We start from the raw sequence: 15824 nt of genomic DNA, 5'->3' as shown, positions 1-15824 counted from the left end.
GCATCCCTTTCCCGGTTCACACGGCAAGGTCGTTGACCGACAGAATACCCATCAGGATCGAAACGATGATGGCAGCGATAACCCCGCCCAACCCCAGGATGAGCAGAGGTTCGAGCATCGTCAGCGCACGCTTGATTCCCGACTGCACTTCGCCGTCGTGAACCCGGGCCAGTTCGAGGAGCATCTCGTCGAGCCGCCCGGTTTCTTCGCCCAGGCGAACCATGTTGAGCGCAAGCGGCGTAAACAGGCCGGTTCCACCGAGCGCTTCCGCCATCCGCCCGCCCTGCTTGATGGCCGGGGCAACGCCGAGCATGGCCTCGCGCAGGCGGACATTATCCATCGTGTCGGAGGCGATCTTGATCGCGGTGACGATCGGAACGCCATTGCCGAGCAGAGTTCCCATGCTGCGGGCAAAACGGGTGATCTCAAATTTCTGCACCACGCTGCCCAGCACTGGCAGGCTGAGCACACACGCATCCCGCCAGTTGCGGCCGGCGGGTGTGTGCAACCAGCGCCGGAAGACGACCACGCCCAACGCGACGACCAGTGCTGCCAACCATCCCCAGTCGGCAACCAGGTGACCTGCACCGACGATGATCCGTGTCGGCAACGGCAAAGCGTCGCCCATGTCGTTGAACAACGATTCGAACTGCGGCACGACGAAAGCAAGCATCAGGAAGACCGACACTGCGGCCACGAGCACCAGGATGGCAGGATAGATGAGTGCCGAGACCACGCTCTCGCGCAGCGCGCGGGTACGTTCGAGATGTTCCGCCAAACGGCTCAGCACTTCGCCGAGCTGGCCGCCGGCCTCGCCGGAACGCACCATGTTGATGTAGAACTCGCCGAACAGCCTCTGGTGCGGCTGCAGCGCCTGGCTGAAGCCTTTGCCGGATTTGACCGAATCGAGCAGGTCATCGAGCAGGGCGGTAATCGCGGGTCTCTGGCTCATGCTCACCATCACCTTGAGCGCCCGGTCCAGCGGCAGACCGGCCCGCAGCATGACCGCAAGCTCGCCGGTAAGGTGAAAAACATCGACGTGACCAGGCTTCCTATCCGTGGCAAACAGGCCGCGCGAAGCGTGCACAACCGGTTCACCCTGCTTGCCGGTGATTTTCGCCGGCCCCGACATCCGCTGTGGCGATGAGGGGAGCGGTGTCGCGGGCTTCGGCGCAATGGTCCTAACCGCGGCCGCGACTTCCAGTCGGATTGGTGTCAAGCCTTGGCTGCGCAGTTGGCGCAGGGCGTTCTCCCGGGAAGCGGCCTCGATGCGTCCATCCACCATGTTGCCGTCACCATGCGCAGCACGATAGGCAAATTCAGTCATTGCTCTGGTCCTGCGTCACGCGCAACAGCTCCTCCATCGACGTGATGCCCGCGGCAACTTTGCGCAGCCCGTCTTCGTAGAGAGTCAGCATGCCGGCCCGGCGCGCGACGTTGTGCAGGATGGTCGCATCCGCGCCGGACAGCACCGCCTGGTGGGCGGCGTCATCCATGACGAACAGTTCGTGGATCGAGGTCCTGCCGTGGTAGCCGGTATGTTTGCAGCGCGGACAGCCACGAGCAGCGAACACGCGCCGCTCGCCCTCTGGCAGGAAACGTGCAATGCCGGCCTTGTCGAACTCGGCGTCGAGCAACTCGACCGCCTCACGGCAATGTTCGCAGAGCTTGCGCACCAGCCGCTGCGACAGCACGCCATTGACGGTCGAAGTTATCAGGTAGCGTTCCACCCCCATGTCTTCGAGCCGGACGATCGCACCGGCGGCCGTATTGGTGTGCAGGGTAGATAGTACGAGGTGACCGGTGAGCGCGGACTGCACCGCAATCTGTGCGGTTTCGGTGTCACGCATCTCGCCGATCATGATGATGTCCGGATCCTGGCGCAGGATGGAACGCAGCGCATGCGCAAAGCTGAGGCCGATCTGACTCTGGACCTGCACCTGGTTGACGCCGGCGAGCTGGTATTCGACGGGATCCTCGACGGTGAGGATTTTAAGTTCGGTTGCGTCGAGCTTGGCCAGCGCGGCATACAGCGTCGTCGTCTTGCCGCTGCCGGTGGGGCCGGTGACAAGCAGGATGCCGTGCGGCCGCAGCAGCAGGTCGCGGAATCGCGCGAGGTTGTCTTCAGCAAACCCCATATCCTCGAGATTGATGCGGATGCTTGCCCGGTCGAGCACACGCATGACGACGCTTTCGCCGTGCACAGTCGGCAAAGTGGAGACGCGCAGGTCAAGCTCGTGGCCCTTGACCCGGGTGCGGATGCGTCCGTCCTGCGGCAGGCGGCGCTCGGCGATGTTGAGATGGGCGAGCAGCTTGATGCGTGACGTGACTGCCGCACCGAGACTGGGGGCCGCGCTTTCCGCCGCCTGCAGCACGCCGTCGACCCGGTAGCGTACATGCAGGCCATCCTCGAACGGCTCGATGTGGATATCAGATGCCCGCAGGTCGATGACGCGACCAATGATCTGGGTCACCAAACGGATGACCGGAGCTTCGCTGGCGAGATCCTTCAGGTGCTCGATGAACTCGTTGTCACTGCCGAGCGCGCCGACGAAACCGTCGTCTTCTTCGTCGTCCGGGTTCGTCGCCTCGAGGTAAAGGCGATCGAGAGCCGCCTGGATATCGGATTCGAGCCCCAGCGCGGGACGGATGCGCAGGCCCGTGGCCAGGTGCAGCGCCTTGGTGAGAAAGCCGTCCTGCGGAACCGCCATGACGATGTGCAACTCGCCATCCTCGCGCCGCCACGGCAGCACACCGTGGCTGAGCAAGTATTCGCTGCTCAGTCCCTCGACGACGATTAGCTCTTCCGGAAACTCGCCCGCCTGGACGAGGGGGATATCGAGTTGCCCGGACAGGGTGCGGGCAATGTCGATTTCCGACAGCAGCCCCAGGCGAATCAGCACGCGCCCGAGCAGATCCCCCATTTCCTGCTGCGCGATGAGCGCCTGTTCGAGGTCGCGCTGACTGAGCTTGCCTTCACGAACGAGAAGCTCGCCGAGGCGGGGGCGGTCGACAGCAGAATCAACTTGCATTTTTACTCACGAAGATGGCGGATATGCGCCGTAGGGCTCATGCGCGCCGCAGAAAGCCCGCAGGCGCGAAGGTAAAGCCGAACTTGTGCTCACGCGCCTCATCCCTGACGTAGTCGTCAGGAAATTGCCGGACATATTCGACAATGGCTTCGAACGGCCCCGGCCCCCAGCCCGGCAGAACCGGATGACCGTTGATGTTACTGTCCTCGACCACCAGGTAATCGCCGGAACGCATCACGTTGCGCAATGACAGCATTTCCTGCAACACGTGCGGCTGGCGATGATCGCTGTCGAGAATCGCGAACATCGGCCCGGGCAGGCTATTGCGCAACTCGGCGATGCGGGCGGCGACGGCGGAATCGGTCGATGAGCATTTCATGAATTCGATGGCGGGTACGCGAGACACCTGGGGGTCGAGCAGATGATCCTCGATATCGACGGTCAGGACGCGCAGCAGCGGATTGATTCCCTGGCCGATCATCGAGAAATAGAGAGCGGAACCTCCATGGCGCGTGCCGAACTCGACGATCAGCGAGGGTTTGAGCTCGAACAATATCTCCTGATAGTTCCACAGGTCCATGACGGACTTGAGGCAAGGCACGCCGAGGAAGCGCACCGTCTCCCACACGCCGTTATCGTAGTACCAGCGATGGAAGCGTTCGGCGACATCATCAGCCGCTACGAGTCGGCCGGGGTGATTAGTGTCCACTGGGGGAGTCCTCAGACAGTTCGGTTGCGCCCTGCGCACAGCCCTCGCGAGAAGATCCGGAAATGGGCGAACGCATGGGATTGCGGGAGGAGAACTTGGCGGATAAACGGAAGATAATAGCCAAGTCGGTCATCCGATGCATCCGATAATCGATGCGGTGCAAGCGGTATCGTCCTTGTCTTCGTGCGCAGTGCCACCGATGGGTTCGGGCGCTTGTTCACAACCCCGGAAGCAGGACACCTCATCCCCCTCCTTCACCGGACTGAAGGAGCACCGGACCGCTCCCGGCGTCGGCTGCGCAAAGCGAACAGGGATGCAGAGAGCATAAGCACGTTGCGGGCCAACCCGATCCGCCGCACAGGACCCGCAAGGATCGCCCTAATGCGCACGCGGCGCAGCGGGGCGCCGAGCCGGTCACGTGCGGCACCGGCAGCAGCAATCCAGTTGTGGTGCCCACCGGCGCCGACGCGCTCGACAAGGGCTGCGGCCTGATCCACCGCGCCGCCATACTGTGCGCGGGCTTCGTCCAGCGAGCGCCGGAAATGGAAGATGAAGTCGAGCGCCCGGCTCGTCGGCGAGGCAGCGCCGATCGCGTTGCCAGAATGCTGGCGATATCCGGTTAGTGCTGCATCCACCGCGATGACTTGGCCTGCCGCTGACGCGACGAGGACGAGCCACCAGTCATGATGGAATACTTGCGAGGGGAAAGGCAGCGCAAGTTCGAGCAGCGCACGGTTACCGACCATCGCGCAACCCGGGATCAGGTTGTGAGCGATGAGCCAGGTATCGACGCCATGCCGCACCTGCGGGGCACCGGCCCAACCAAAATGCGATTCGGCGATGGGACGACCTGCGTCGTCGATCAGGGCAAGATCGGCATATGCGAGTAACGGAGTCGATGGGCCGTGGCGTGCTTGCGCACCATCGAGCGCGGCACGCATGCGGGCGAGTTTGTGCGTGCACCATAAATCATCCTGGTCACACAGCGCGAAGCTTGCCGCCCCGGCTCGACGTGCGCAATCGAGCAGCCGCTCGAAGTTCCGTCGGATGCCCACCGTGGCAGCCCCGTCCACCACCAGACGCATCCGTGCATCGCGCGCGGCGTAACGGTGCAGCACTGCCACCGTATCGTCGCTCGAACCGTCGTCACGCACGAGCAGAACCCAGTCCGGGTCCGACTGGGCCAGCACGCTGTCGAGCAGTGCCGGCAGGAAACGCGCACCATTGTATGTCGCGAGCAGGATGTGCAGCGGCGGCGCGGCACTCATCGCTCACGCTCCCGGCGGATACGGCAGGCGCTCATTCGAACCCCATCGCCGCCAGGATGCGCGCGTTCGCGCGGCGCACGTCAAATTGCACCTCGGCGAGGCGCCGGCTTGCGGCTCCCATCGATGCGATTCGCTCGGGCTGCTCGATGAAACCGAGCAGCGCATCGACCAGCGCATCGACATCGCGCGGCGGCACCAGCCAACCGTTTTCACCCGGCTCGACGGTATCCCGGCACCCCGGCATGTCGGTGGTGATGATCGGGCGGCCCATCGCCATGGCCTCCTGGATGCTGCGCGGAACGCCCTCGCGGTAGTACGACGGCAGGACGAAGACGCTCGCTTCGGCGATCGCCGGGCGAACGTCGTTGACATGGCCTCGCCATTCGACGACGCCTTCGGCGTTCCACGCGCGCAGTTCGGCCTCGCTGACCGAACCCGGATTCACGTCGATGCTGCCGAGCAGGATGAAACGTGCTGACGGAAGCACGGCGCGAACCCGCCGGGCCGCCTCGACGTACTCCCGGACACCTTTTTCGGCGAGCAGCCGGGCCGCGAGGAGAAAAGTCGGCGGATCCGTGACCGGTGCTGCGGCGGCGAACCAGCCGAGATCGACGCCGATGCCGCCGAGCATGATGGCGCGCTCAGCAGCGACCATGCGGCTGCGAACGAACAGTTCGATATCGTCCCGGTTGAGGAAGAACACGCGATGCGCCGCGGCGAGCCCGGCCCGGTACAAGCCGCTGACCGCGGCGCGCAGCACGCGGCGGCGCAGCGAGAAGCCGGGGCTTTCTTCTGAATAGACATAGCCGGCGCCTTCGACCATCGCGGAGCGATCCGGCACGCCGGCGAGGCGCGCCGCGAAGGTGCCGTAGATCACCGGCTTGATGAAATACGTGAACGCGTAGTCGGGCTGCAGCCGGCGCAGCAGGCGCACGAGCCGGAAGATGTCGCGCGCGTCGCGCAACGGCCGTATGCCGGCCCGCTCGAGGCTGTAATCGACCGGTTCGGCGCCGAGCGCGGTCACGGCGTCGCGGCTCGCGTCATCGTAGTCGGGTGCGAGCGCGAACACCTGCAGGCCACGCGCGACCCAGTCGCGGATCAACGGGCCGCGGAAATTGTGGATCGAATACGCCTGGCTCGAGATCAGCGCGAGCCTCGCTTGCCGCAGCGGCGCAGTCGCACGGATTTCCCCCGCCGGCAGTGCCTCAGAACGACCCAAGCCGCTTCCCCGCATGCACCTGGAACACCTTGCGATCCTCGAGTCTCACCGCGGTGAGCTTTTCGCCCCATACACAGCCGGAATCGAGGGCGAGCAGGTTCGGCTCCCTGCGCAATCCGAGCGCGGACCAGTGGCCGCAGACGAGGGTCGTGTCGCTGCTGGCCCGGTCCGGGTGCGCAAACCACGGCAGATGATTCGGCGGCGCGCTGTCGGGCGGCCCCTTCGCATCGAATTCCATGCGCCCGTCGGGCGTGCAGAAACGCATGCGCGTCATCGCGTTGACGATCACCCGCAGCCGCTCCCACCCGGCGAGGTCATCGTGCCACGCTTTCGGCGAATTGCCCCACATGTGCTGCAGGAACGCTTCGCAGGAATCCCCCGCGAGCGCGGCCTCGACTTCGCGGGCCAGCGCGCGGGCGCGTTCGGCCGTCCACCCGGGCAGCAACCCGGCATGGACCATCGCGTATCCGCCCTCGAGATGCATCAACGGCAGTGTCCGCAGCCAAGCGATGAGTTCGTCGCGATCCGGGGCCTCGAGCACCTGCTGCAGCGTGTCGTGGCGCTTGCGGCTCGAGGCGCCGGTGTACGCGATCTTGAGGAGGTACAGGTCGTGGTTGCCGAGCACGCTCACCGCGGCGTCGCCGAGCGACTGGACGAAGCGCAAGGTGTCGAGCGACGCGGGTCCGCGGTTCACCAGATCGCCGACCAGCCACAGGCGGTCGCTTGACGGGTCGAAGCCGAACCGGTCGATCAGTTCACGAAATTCGCGGTAACACCCCTGAATGTCACCGATTGCATAAATTCCCACTCTGGACTTACCTCAACATGCTTCGCGTGCCATTTTCGCCGCCACGAGGAAAGGCTTCGGGGGATTATACGGTGCATATTCCGGAACCCAGCGACGCAGCACGCGCCGCACCTCGTCGTCGGTCCGGGTGTTGCCGGAACGCACCCACTGCAGCATCTCGGCCATCTCGAAGCCGTCCGGCAAAGAGGCGCGGGCGACGCGCAGCTTGGGGTGATGGGTCGGCCGGGTGCGTTCGCTGTGCGCGAGGACTTCCTCGAACAGCTTTTCCCCCGGGCGCAGGCCGGTGAACACGATGGGGACTTCGCTTTCGCTCTTGCCGGACAGGCGGATCATGTCGCGGGCGAGATCGAGCACCTTGACGGGCTGCCCCATGTCGAGGACGAAGATCTCGCCCCCCTCGCCCATCGCGGCGGCCTGCAGCACGAGTTGCGCCGCCTCGTGTATTGCCATGAAGTAGCGCGTGATCTCGGGATGCGTGACGGTGACCGGCCCGCCGCGCTCGATCTGCGCCTGGAACTTCGGGATGACGCTGCCGGCGCTGCCGAGCACGTTGCCGAAGCGGACCATCTCGAAACGCGTCCGGCGCGACTGGCGCTGCATTTCCTGGCAGATGATCTCCGCCAGGCGCTTGCTCGCCCCCATCACGTTGGTCGGGTTGACCGCCTTGTCGGTGGACACGAGGACGAATCGCTCGACGCCGAGCGCCGCCGACGCCTGGGCGAGGATCCACGTGCCGAGGACGTTGTTGCGCACGGCCTGCCACGCGTTCTGCTCTTCCATCAGCGGCACGTGCTTGTAGGCCGCGGCGTGGAACACCACCGCCGGCGCATGGCGCTCGAGGATTTCCATGACGCGGCGGCGATCCTTGACGTCACCAGCGATCGCCACGAGGCCGACCTCCGGAAACTCCTCGGCGAACTCCTCGCTGAGCGTGTACAGCGCGAACTCGTTCAGTTCGAACGCAATGATCTGGGCCGGCCCGAAGCGCGCGATCTGCCGGCACAGTTCGGCGCCGATCGAACCGCCGGCGCCGGTCACCATCGCCACCCGCCCCGCGAGCATCTCGCGCACCTGCGGGGTGTCGATCTCCACCGGTTCGCGCCCGAGCAGATCCTCGAGGTCGAGGCTGCGCATTTGCGACAGCGTGTCGTGCCCAACGATCAGCTGCTCGATCGCGGGGAGGATGAACACCCGCACGCCCGCGCGCACGCACAGGTTTGCAACCCGGCGGTGACGCTCCGCGTTGGCGCCGGGCATGGCGATGATCGCGTGGCGGACCCGCAGCGCGTCCGCCCAGTCGGCGATCTCGCCCACGGACCCCAGCACCCGCACGCCACAGACCTCGCGTTGCCGTTTCGCCGGATCGTCATCGAGCAGGCCCACCACATGCCACTCGCGCGAGCGGCGCAACTCCTGGATCAGGTTCACCGCTTCGCGACCGGCCCCCAGCACCAGAACGGGCTTGCCGACGCCACGCAGCGCACCGAATTCCCGGTGCTCCTTGAAAACACGGTAAGCGGCGCGCCCGCCGCCCATGATCGCCACCAGCAACAGCGGATAGATCAGCAGCAGCGACCGCGGCAGCGCCGGCGCGGGGGCGAGGAACACCGCGCCGAGCGCGATCACCACCATGCTGAGCCCGACCGCCCGGCCGATGCGCAGCAGGTCGGGCAGGCTCGCGAACACCCAGATGCCCCGGTACAGGCCCGCGGCGCGAAAGACCACCGCCTCGACCGGCACCAGCAGCAGCGCCCCGTAGTTGGCGATGGGCAGGTACGGACCCAGCCCTTCGAAATTGAAGCGCAACATGAAGGCGCCGAACCAGGCGGCGATGACTGCCGCGAGGTCGAATCCGAATACCGCCAGCGAACGCCAGTGCAACGCCACGCTCAGGTTCATTTTGCGGGCTCCGTTTCCATATGACGATCCCATTGCCGGTCGATGCGACGTCCGAGGACGACCAGCACCGCGCTCCACGCGGCGGCCCCGATCCATCCGCTCGCCTCGACGAACAGCAACATCAGCACCGCCAGTGACGCGCCGGCCAGCATCACGAGCAGCCAGCGCAGGCACATCGCATCGTGGGCAAAGCCGCCGCGTACCATGCGTTGATAATAATGTTCGCGGTGTGCATGCCACACCCGCTCACCCCTGCACGCTCGGCGAATCAGGGTCACCGTTGCGTCGAACAGAAACGGCGCGAACACGAGCGGCGCAAACCACAGCGGCCACGCGCCGATCAAGCAACCATACCAACCGAGGCCGCCGGCAAGAAAACCCGATGGAATCGCGCCGACGTCGCCCATGAAAATTCGCGCCGGATGCCAGTTGAACAGGAGGAAACTCGCCGAAGCAGCGGCCACCGCGATGCACAGGCCGGCCAGCGCCGCCTGCCCGGCCTGCGCGAATCCGATCGCATAAGCGGCGAATCCTACCGCCGACATACTGCCAGCGAGGCCGTCGGCGCCATCCATGAAATTGTAAGCGTTTATCGACCACGCAATGACGATGACCTGCAGCGCGACGAGCAGCGGCGAGCCCGCGCCGTGAAAAAATACAACAGCCGCGGCCGATGCCAGATGCACGCCGAGCCGCAGCCAGAACGGCAGATCGAGCCAGTCGTCGGCCCACGACACCGCGGCGAGGACCAGCACCGGGATGAGCCATACCGGTGCTGCGCCCGCCCACCCTCCGCACGCCAGCGTTGCCGCGACGATGCCGAGCCCGCCGCCGTGGGGCGTCGGCCGCTCATGGAGCGACCGATGCCCGGGCTGGTCGACGCCGCGATCGGCAAAACGCAGTCGCAGCGCTATCGTGGCCGCCGAGACCAGCGCGGCCACCGCAGCCATTGCGGCGAGCGCGATGAAGCCGATTGCCCCGCTCATCGCGTCCGCTCCGCACCGCAGTCCGCCGCGAATGTCTCTTGCAGTCCCTGCAGCGACACCCGCGCACGCCAGCCGAGCTCGCCCTCGATCAGCGCCGGCGAGTAGCTTTCATGGCCGAGCAGGCGTTCGACTGCCGCCCGGTCGAGTGGAACCGGCCTGCGACACAGCTTCCCGAGCCAATGGCCGATTTCGCCGCCGAATCGAAGGACGCCCGCGGGACAGCGCAAGCGGACCGGCGCCAGCCCCAGTGCCGCGCGCAGCGCGTCGTACAGCTCGCGGCCCGAGTAGCTGCGCGGATCCGCGACGATGTAGGTTTTTCCCGCCGCACGGGCGTCATCCGCGACCAGCAGCATCGCCACGAGCACGTCGTCGACATGCACCAGCGAACGCTTCGCGCCGGTCTCGGGCAGCGGCGGGAACCAGCCCCGGCGGATGCCGCGCGCCATGCGCTCGAGATTTCCCCGGCTGCCGGGGCCATACACCATCGCCAACCGAAGATTGGTCACCCTCATGCCGAAGCGCGGGCCGGCGGCGAGCACGGCGTGCTCCGCGTCGCGCTTGGCCCGCCCGTAGGCGGTTTCCGGCAGCGCCGGCCAGGCCTCATCGACAAGCGCGGCACCGGGCGCGCCCATCGCCTTGACGCTCGACAGGAACACGAAACCGCGCACGCCCTGGCGCCCGGCGGCAGCGGCGAGGTTCGCGGTGCCGACGAGATTCACGTCGCGGTGCCGGCGCTCGGCAGTGTCACCGGGCGAGTCGAATGCGTGCGCGTGCCCTGCGCAGTGGAATACCAGTTCGACGCCGCGGCATGCGCGGTCGAGCGCGTCCGGGTCGAGCAGGTCGGCACGCACCGCCGACGGGCCGGGCAAAGCCAGCCGCGACATTCTTCGAACGTGTTCGCCCCGCGCCTCGAGCGCCGTCGCGAGCCGGCTGCCGATGAAGCCGGTCGCGCCGGTGACGAGGACGGTGCGTGCTGCCATTCAGGAGCGGTAATAGTCGCGATACCAGGCGACGAAGCGCGCGACGCCTTCCGGCACCGGCGTCGCCGGCGCGAACCCCGTCCATGCGTCGAGCTCCGCGATATCGGCATACGTCGCCGGCACGTCGCCGTCCTGCAGCGGCAGGAAGTTCTTCTCCGCCTTCCTGCCGATCGCCTCCTCGATCGCTTCGATGAACGCCATCAGTTCGACCGGATCGTGGTTGCCGATGTTGAACACGCGGTACGGCGCGTTGCTGCGGGCGGGGTCGGGCTGCAGCGCGTCGAAACCCGGATCGGGTTCGGCGACGCGGTCAAGCGTGCGGACGACGCCTTCGACGATGTCGTCGATGTAGGTGAAGTCGCGCATCATCAGCCCGTGGTTGAAGACGTCGATCGGACGGCCTTCGAGGATCGCCCGCGTGAACAGGAACAGCGCCATGTCGGGGCGGCCCCACGGGCCGTAGACGGTGAAAAAGCGCAGGCCGGTGGTCGGCAGGCCGTAGAGGTGGCTGTAAGTGTGCGCCATCAGCTCGTTGGCTTTCTTGGTCGCGGCGTAGATGCTGACCGGGTGATCGACGCTGTCGTGCTCGGAGAACGGCATCTTCGTGTTGCCGCCGTAGACGCTCGAGCTGCTCGCATACACCAGGTGCCGCACGCCGCCGCGGCGGCAGCCTTCGAGGACGTTCATGAAGCCGACCAGGTTGCTGTCGACGTACGCGTGCGGGTTCTGCAGCGAATAGCGCACGCCCGCCTGCGCCGCGAGGTGGACGACGCGATCGAATCCTTCTGCGGCGAACAGCCGCTCCATGCCGCTGCGGTCGGCGACATCGAGTTTGACGAAACGGAAACGCGGATGCGGCGTGAGGCGCGCGAGGCGGTCTTCCTTGAGACGCGGGTCGTAATAATCATTGAGGTTGTCCAGGCCGACCACCTCGTCCCCGCGCGCGAGCAGCACTTGGCAGGTGTGCATGCCGATGAAGCCGGCTGCGCCGGTGATGAGAACTTTCATGGTCGAGCCCGTCCTGTTCGCGTCGAGCCGCGGATTATCTCATACGCGCTTGTAATGCTGCCTGCGCAACCTCCGGTTACGAAAGCGGGCTCGCGCCGCACGCCGCTATACTGCCGAACCGTTTCGGACTCTTTCGATGCTCGCTCGTCTGCTCTACACCCTGCTCTGGATTTTCGCACTGCCGGTCGTGCTGCTGCGTCTGCTGTGGCGCGCGCGGCGGCAGCCGGAATATCTGCGGCATGTCGGCGAACGTTTCGGGCGTTACCGCGTTGCGGCGCCGGCGCCGGTGTTCTGGATCCACGCGGTGTCGGTCGGCGAGACGCGCGCCGCCGAGCCGCTGGTGCGGGCGCTGCTCGCACGCTGGCCGGATCGCAGCGTCGTGCTGACGCACATGACGCCGACCGGCCGCGCAACCTCCAAGGCGCTGTTCGGCGACGATCCACGCGTGCTTCGCGTTTATCTGCCGTACGACCTCGGTTTTCTTTCGACCCGCTTCCTGCGCCGCTTCCGGCCGCAGGTCGGGCTGATCATGGAAACGGAATTGTGGCCGAACCTGCTCGCAGCCTGTCGACGGCGGCAGGTGCCGGTGCTGCTCGCGAACGCGCGCCTGTCGGAGCGCTCCGCGGCGCGCTATGCGCGCTGGCCGGCGCTGACGGGGCTCACGCTCGGCGCATTGAGCGCGATCGCGGCGCAGACCGATGCCGATGCACGGCGGCTCGCGGCGCTCGGCGGCGGGCGGGTCGACGTGACCGGCAACATCAAGTTCGACATCGCGCCGCCCGAGTCATTGTTGCGGCTCAGCGACACTTTCCGCGCGCGTTTCGGCGGCCGCCCGGTGATCCTCGCCGCGAGCACGCGGGAGGGGGAAGAGGCACCAATTCTCGACGCGTTCGTGGCGCGCGCCCCGGACGACGCGCTGCTCGCGCTCGTGCCGCGGCATCCGCAGCGTTTCGACGAGGTCGCCGGGCTGGTCCGGGCGCGTGGCCTGAGCTTGCAGCGGCGCTCCGACGACACGCCGGTGGGGCCGAACACGCGCGTGTGGCTCGGCGATTCGATGGGGGAGATGTTCGCGTATTACGCGGCAGCCGATGTGGCGCTGCTCGGCGGCAGCTGGCTGGCGTTCGGCGGGCAGAACCTGATCGAAGCCTGCGCTGTCGGCACCCCGGTCGTCCTCGGCCCGCATACGTTCAACTTCGCGCTGGTGGCGGACCAGGCGGTCGAGGCGGGCGCCGCGCTGCGCGCGGACGATCCCGGCGCGGGAATGGCAGCGGCGCTCGCGCTGCTCCGGGATCCGTCACGCCGGCAGGCGATCGGGGCCGCGGGACGCGGTTTCGCTGCGGCGCACCGCGGGGCGACCGAACGAACGATGGCGATCGTCGAGGAGCTGGCCGGATCCGGCAAGGCACCGGACACGCCGGGGCGGCAGCGATGACGGCCAAGACTAACGCGATGCCGGCCCGAGTTGCGCCGGCGCAAAGCTCGTCGGGCTCTCGGCGAGCAGCGCGTTGATCACCTGGACGTCCTCTTCGCCGAGCGTCCCCGCCGCCGCCTTCAGCCGCAGCTGGGCAAGCAGCGTGTCGTAGCGGGCGCGGGCGAGCTGGCGCAAGGTGTCGGCGAGCTGGCTTTGTGCATTCAGCACATCGATGTTGATCCGTACGCCGACTTCATAGCCGAGGCGGTTCGCCTCGAGCGCCGACGTCGACGAGACCTGCGCGGCCTCCAGCGCGCGCACCTGCGCCATGCCGCTGGTCACGCCGAGATAAGCCTGGCGCGCCGCGAGCGCGGCGTTGCGGCGCGCCTCCTCGAGATCGGCTTCGGCCCTGACCCGCAGCGCCGCCGCTTCACGCGCGCGCGACGAAATCGCGCCGCCCGCGAACAGCGGCAAATTGAACTGCAGGCCGACGGTCTGCGCATCGCTTTCCGTGCGCCCGCCGGTGCCGGCAAAACTGCTGCTGGTGCTGATGCCGCCCTGGTGGCCATAGGTGGCGACGACATCGACGGTCGGGTAATGGCCCGCGCGCGCAAGCTCGACCTCGCGGGCCGCGATCTCGCGCGACACCTGCTGGACCTGCACGCCATAAGCGCCCTGCTCCGCAGCGCTCGCCCAGTCCACGATGCTGTCCGGCTGCGGCCGCGACAGCGTGACGCCACCGCGCAACCCGGCCAGCGGCTCCGGGTCCTTACCGATGATCTGCGCGAGCGTGTGGCGGCGCACGTCGAGATCGTTGCGTGCGGCGATTTCCTGCGCCACCGCGAGATCGAAGCGCGACTGCGCCTCATGCACGTCGGTGATCGTCACCGTGCCGACTTCGAAGCTCGCCTTCGCGAGCTCGAGCTGTTCGGCGGCGGCGGTGCGCAGCTGCGTCTGCGCGATCAGCACCTCCTGGGCGGTGAGGACATCGAAATAGGCCTGCGACACGCGCAGGATCAGGTCCTGCCGCGCCTCGCCGAACTGCACGCCGGCGAGCGCGGTCTGCAGTTCGCCCTGCTTGTACTGCACCCAGTTCTGCCAGCGGAACAGCGGCTGCGTCAGCTGCACGCCGTAGGCGTTGCTGTTGTAGCGCCGGTCGCCGAACTGGCTGCTATCGACGTCGTTCCACGTCGTGTCGGCCGACGCGCCGATCACCGGCAGCAGGCCTGCGCGGCCCTGGACGACCCTTTCCTGGCCAGCGTCGAACTGCGCGCGGGCCGCTGCATAGCGCGCGTCATTCGCCAGCGCATCGCGATACACATCGAGCAGATCGGCGGACCACACCGCTGCCGGGATCAGGCTCGCCACACAGATTGCCAGCACCCGCTTCATCGGCTTCACCCTCCGCTTCATTCAGTATCGGGCCATGCCCGGGTCGACCTGCGCCGCCCAGGCTGCGACGCCGCCCGCCAGATTGATGACGTTGCGGAAGCCCTGGCGCTCGAGGAACATGCCGACCTGGGCGCTGCGCGCGCCGTGGTGGCAGATGACAACCGTCTCGGCATCCGCGTCGAGTTCGCCGAGGTGTGCCGGCACCGTCGCCATCGGCATCGGCTGCGAGCCCTCGATGTGGCAGGTTTCGAATTCCCACGGCTCGCGCACGTCGAGCAGCACGGGTTTTTCGCGCGACGCATCGGCGAGCCGGTCGGCGAGTTCGGCAGCAGTCATCTGGCGCATCGTCACATCCTCCAAAGTGGAGTTTCGCTTACCCTCGCAGTGGTGGCGCGCGCCCGCGATCCGGCCTGCGGAAACCGCCGCTGCTCAGAACTTGAATTCGTCGTGGCGCTGCGCGTTCTTCAGCATCGGCACGACGGTTTCGAAAATATCCTCGCTTTCGTACGCACCTTCGCCGACACAGGTCACGAGCCGCGCCTTCATCACCGGTGCTTCGCCGACGAACGCGAACAGGCGCCCGCCGACCTTGAGCTGCGCCAGCAGCGCAGGCGGCAACATCGGCAGGCCGCCCGACATGACGATGACGTCGTAGGGCGCGCGGCAGATCCACCCCGCGGCAGCGTCACCGTCCTCGACGATGACGTTCTCGACGCCATAGCGGGCAAGGTTTCCCGCCGCGAGCTTGACGAGTTCGGGCTCGATGTCGATCGTGCGCACCCAGTCGGAGCACGCGGCGAGCAGCGCGGCAAAGTAGCCAGACCCGGCGCCGACCTCGAGCACGGTGTCGGAACGCTTGACCTGCAGCGCCTGCAGGATCTTGCCTTCGATGACGGGCTTGAGCATCGCCTGGCCGCAGCCGATCGGGATTTCGACATCGGCAAAAGCGAGCGTCTTGTAGGCGGCGGGAACGAACTCCTCGCGCCTGACCGCCATCAGCAGATCGAGCACGTCCTGATCCAGCACATCCCAGGGGCGGATCTGCTGCTCGACCATGTTGAAGCGGGCTTGTTCGAAATTCATTTTGGGCTTCCTGTGCAAATATTAGCACA

Annotated in this window: 14 protein-coding genes; 1 reads left to right on the top strand and 13 read right to left on the bottom strand. The window is 66.7% G+C overall.

Features of this window, described 5'->3' with window-relative positions; all coding sequences use genetic code 11:
- Nucleotides 1-16 precede the first annotated feature (16 nt).
- The 10 genes from pbN1_RS12880 to pbN1_RS12835 all read right to left on the bottom strand — a co-directional run bounded on the left by pbN1_RS12880 (nt 17) and on the right by pbN1_RS12835 (nt 11909).
- Complete coding sequence (locus pbN1_RS12880; RefSeq protein ID WP_169202772.1) at nt 17-1327, bottom strand: type II secretion system F family protein; 1311 nt, start codon at nt 1325-1327, stop codon at nt 17-19.
- Nucleotides 1320-3032: a type II secretion system ATPase GspE gene (gene gspE, locus pbN1_RS12875; protein WP_169202771.1), complete on the bottom strand. Its 1713-nt coding sequence runs from the start codon at nt 3030-3032 to the stop codon at nt 1320-1322. The genes pbN1_RS12880 and gspE overlap by 8 nt, the downstream gene beginning before the upstream one ends.
- 37 nt (nt 3033-3069) lie before the next feature.
- Nucleotides 3070-3741 carry a rhamnosyl O-methyltransferase gene (locus tag pbN1_RS12870; RefSeq protein WP_169202770.1) on the bottom strand — a complete coding sequence of 224 codons (672 nt, stop codon included), beginning with the start codon at nt 3739-3741 and terminating at the stop codon, nt 3070-3072.
- A gap of 254 nt (nt 3742-3995) precedes the next feature.
- On the bottom strand, nt 3996-5009 hold the full coding sequence (locus tag pbN1_RS12865) for a glycosyltransferase family 2 protein (protein WP_169202769.1): 1014 nt from the start codon (nt 5007-5009) through the stop codon (nt 3996-3998).
- A 31-nt stretch (nt 5010-5040) separates the two neighbouring features.
- A complete protein-coding gene (locus pbN1_RS12860) occupies nt 5041-6228 on the bottom strand; it encodes a glycosyltransferase family 4 protein (RefSeq protein ID WP_169202768.1) in 1188 nt (395 codons plus the stop codon).
- Nucleotides 6215-7036 carry a symmetrical bis(5'-nucleosyl)-tetraphosphatase gene (locus tag pbN1_RS12855; RefSeq protein ID WP_169202767.1) on the bottom strand — a complete coding sequence of 274 codons (822 nt, stop codon included), beginning with the start codon at nt 7034-7036 and terminating at the stop codon, nt 6215-6217. The genes pbN1_RS12860 and pbN1_RS12855 overlap by 14 nt, the downstream gene beginning before the upstream one ends.
- A gap of 12 nt (nt 7037-7048) precedes the next feature.
- Nucleotides 7049-8935, bottom strand: a complete 1887-nt coding sequence (locus pbN1_RS12850; protein WP_169202766.1) for a polysaccharide biosynthesis protein — start codon at nt 8933-8935, stop codon at nt 7049-7051.
- On the bottom strand, nt 8932-9921 hold the full coding sequence (locus pbN1_RS12845) for an MraY family glycosyltransferase (protein ID WP_210147490.1): 990 nt from the start codon (nt 9919-9921) through the stop codon (nt 8932-8934). Before pbN1_RS12845 ends, pbN1_RS12850 begins: the two co-directional genes overlap by 4 nt.
- Complete coding sequence (locus pbN1_RS12840) at nt 9918-10901, bottom strand: UDP-glucose 4-epimerase family protein (RefSeq protein WP_169202765.1); 984 nt, start codon at nt 10899-10901, stop codon at nt 9918-9920. The genes pbN1_RS12845 and pbN1_RS12840 overlap by 4 nt, the downstream gene beginning before the upstream one ends.
- The gene (locus tag pbN1_RS12835) at nt 10902-11909 is read right to left on the bottom strand and encodes an NAD-dependent epimerase (protein ID WP_169202764.1); all 1008 of its coding nucleotides are present in this window, start codon (nt 11907-11909) and stop codon (nt 10902-10904) included.
- Between the two features lie 136 nt (nt 11910-12045).
- Between pbN1_RS12835 and waaA the strand changes: the two genes are divergently transcribed.
- Entirely contained in the window at nt 12046-13341 is a 1296-nt protein-coding gene (gene waaA / locus pbN1_RS12830) for a lipid IV(A) 3-deoxy-D-manno-octulosonic acid transferase (protein ID WP_169202763.1), read from the top strand.
- A gap of 9 nt (nt 13342-13350) precedes the next feature.
- Here the strand turns inward: waaA and pbN1_RS12825 are convergent, their stop codons facing one another.
- The 3 genes from pbN1_RS12825 to pbN1_RS12815 all read right to left on the bottom strand — a co-directional run bounded on the left by pbN1_RS12825 (nt 13351) and on the right by pbN1_RS12815 (nt 15795).
- Nucleotides 13351-14712, bottom strand: a complete 1362-nt coding sequence (locus tag pbN1_RS12825) for a TolC family outer membrane protein (RefSeq protein WP_169202762.1) — start codon at nt 14710-14712, stop codon at nt 13351-13353.
- A 21-nt stretch (nt 14713-14733) separates the two neighbouring features.
- Nucleotides 14734-15057 carry a rhodanese-like domain-containing protein gene (locus pbN1_RS12820; protein ID WP_169202761.1) on the bottom strand — a complete coding sequence of 108 codons (324 nt, stop codon included), beginning with the start codon at nt 15055-15057 and terminating at the stop codon, nt 14734-14736.
- Between the two features lie 84 nt (nt 15058-15141).
- On the bottom strand, nt 15142-15795 hold the full coding sequence (locus pbN1_RS12815; protein ID WP_169202760.1) for a protein-L-isoaspartate O-methyltransferase family protein: 654 nt from the start codon (nt 15793-15795) through the stop codon (nt 15142-15144).
- Nucleotides 15796-15824: the final 29 nt, after the last annotated feature.

This window comes from Aromatoleum bremense (assembly GCF_017894365.1).
Classification (GTDB): Bacteria; Pseudomonadota; Gammaproteobacteria; order Burkholderiales; family Rhodocyclaceae; genus Aromatoleum; species Aromatoleum bremense.
Note: the sequence above shows the minus strand (reverse complement) of the source record. Positions and strands in the feature narration are given on the sequence as shown.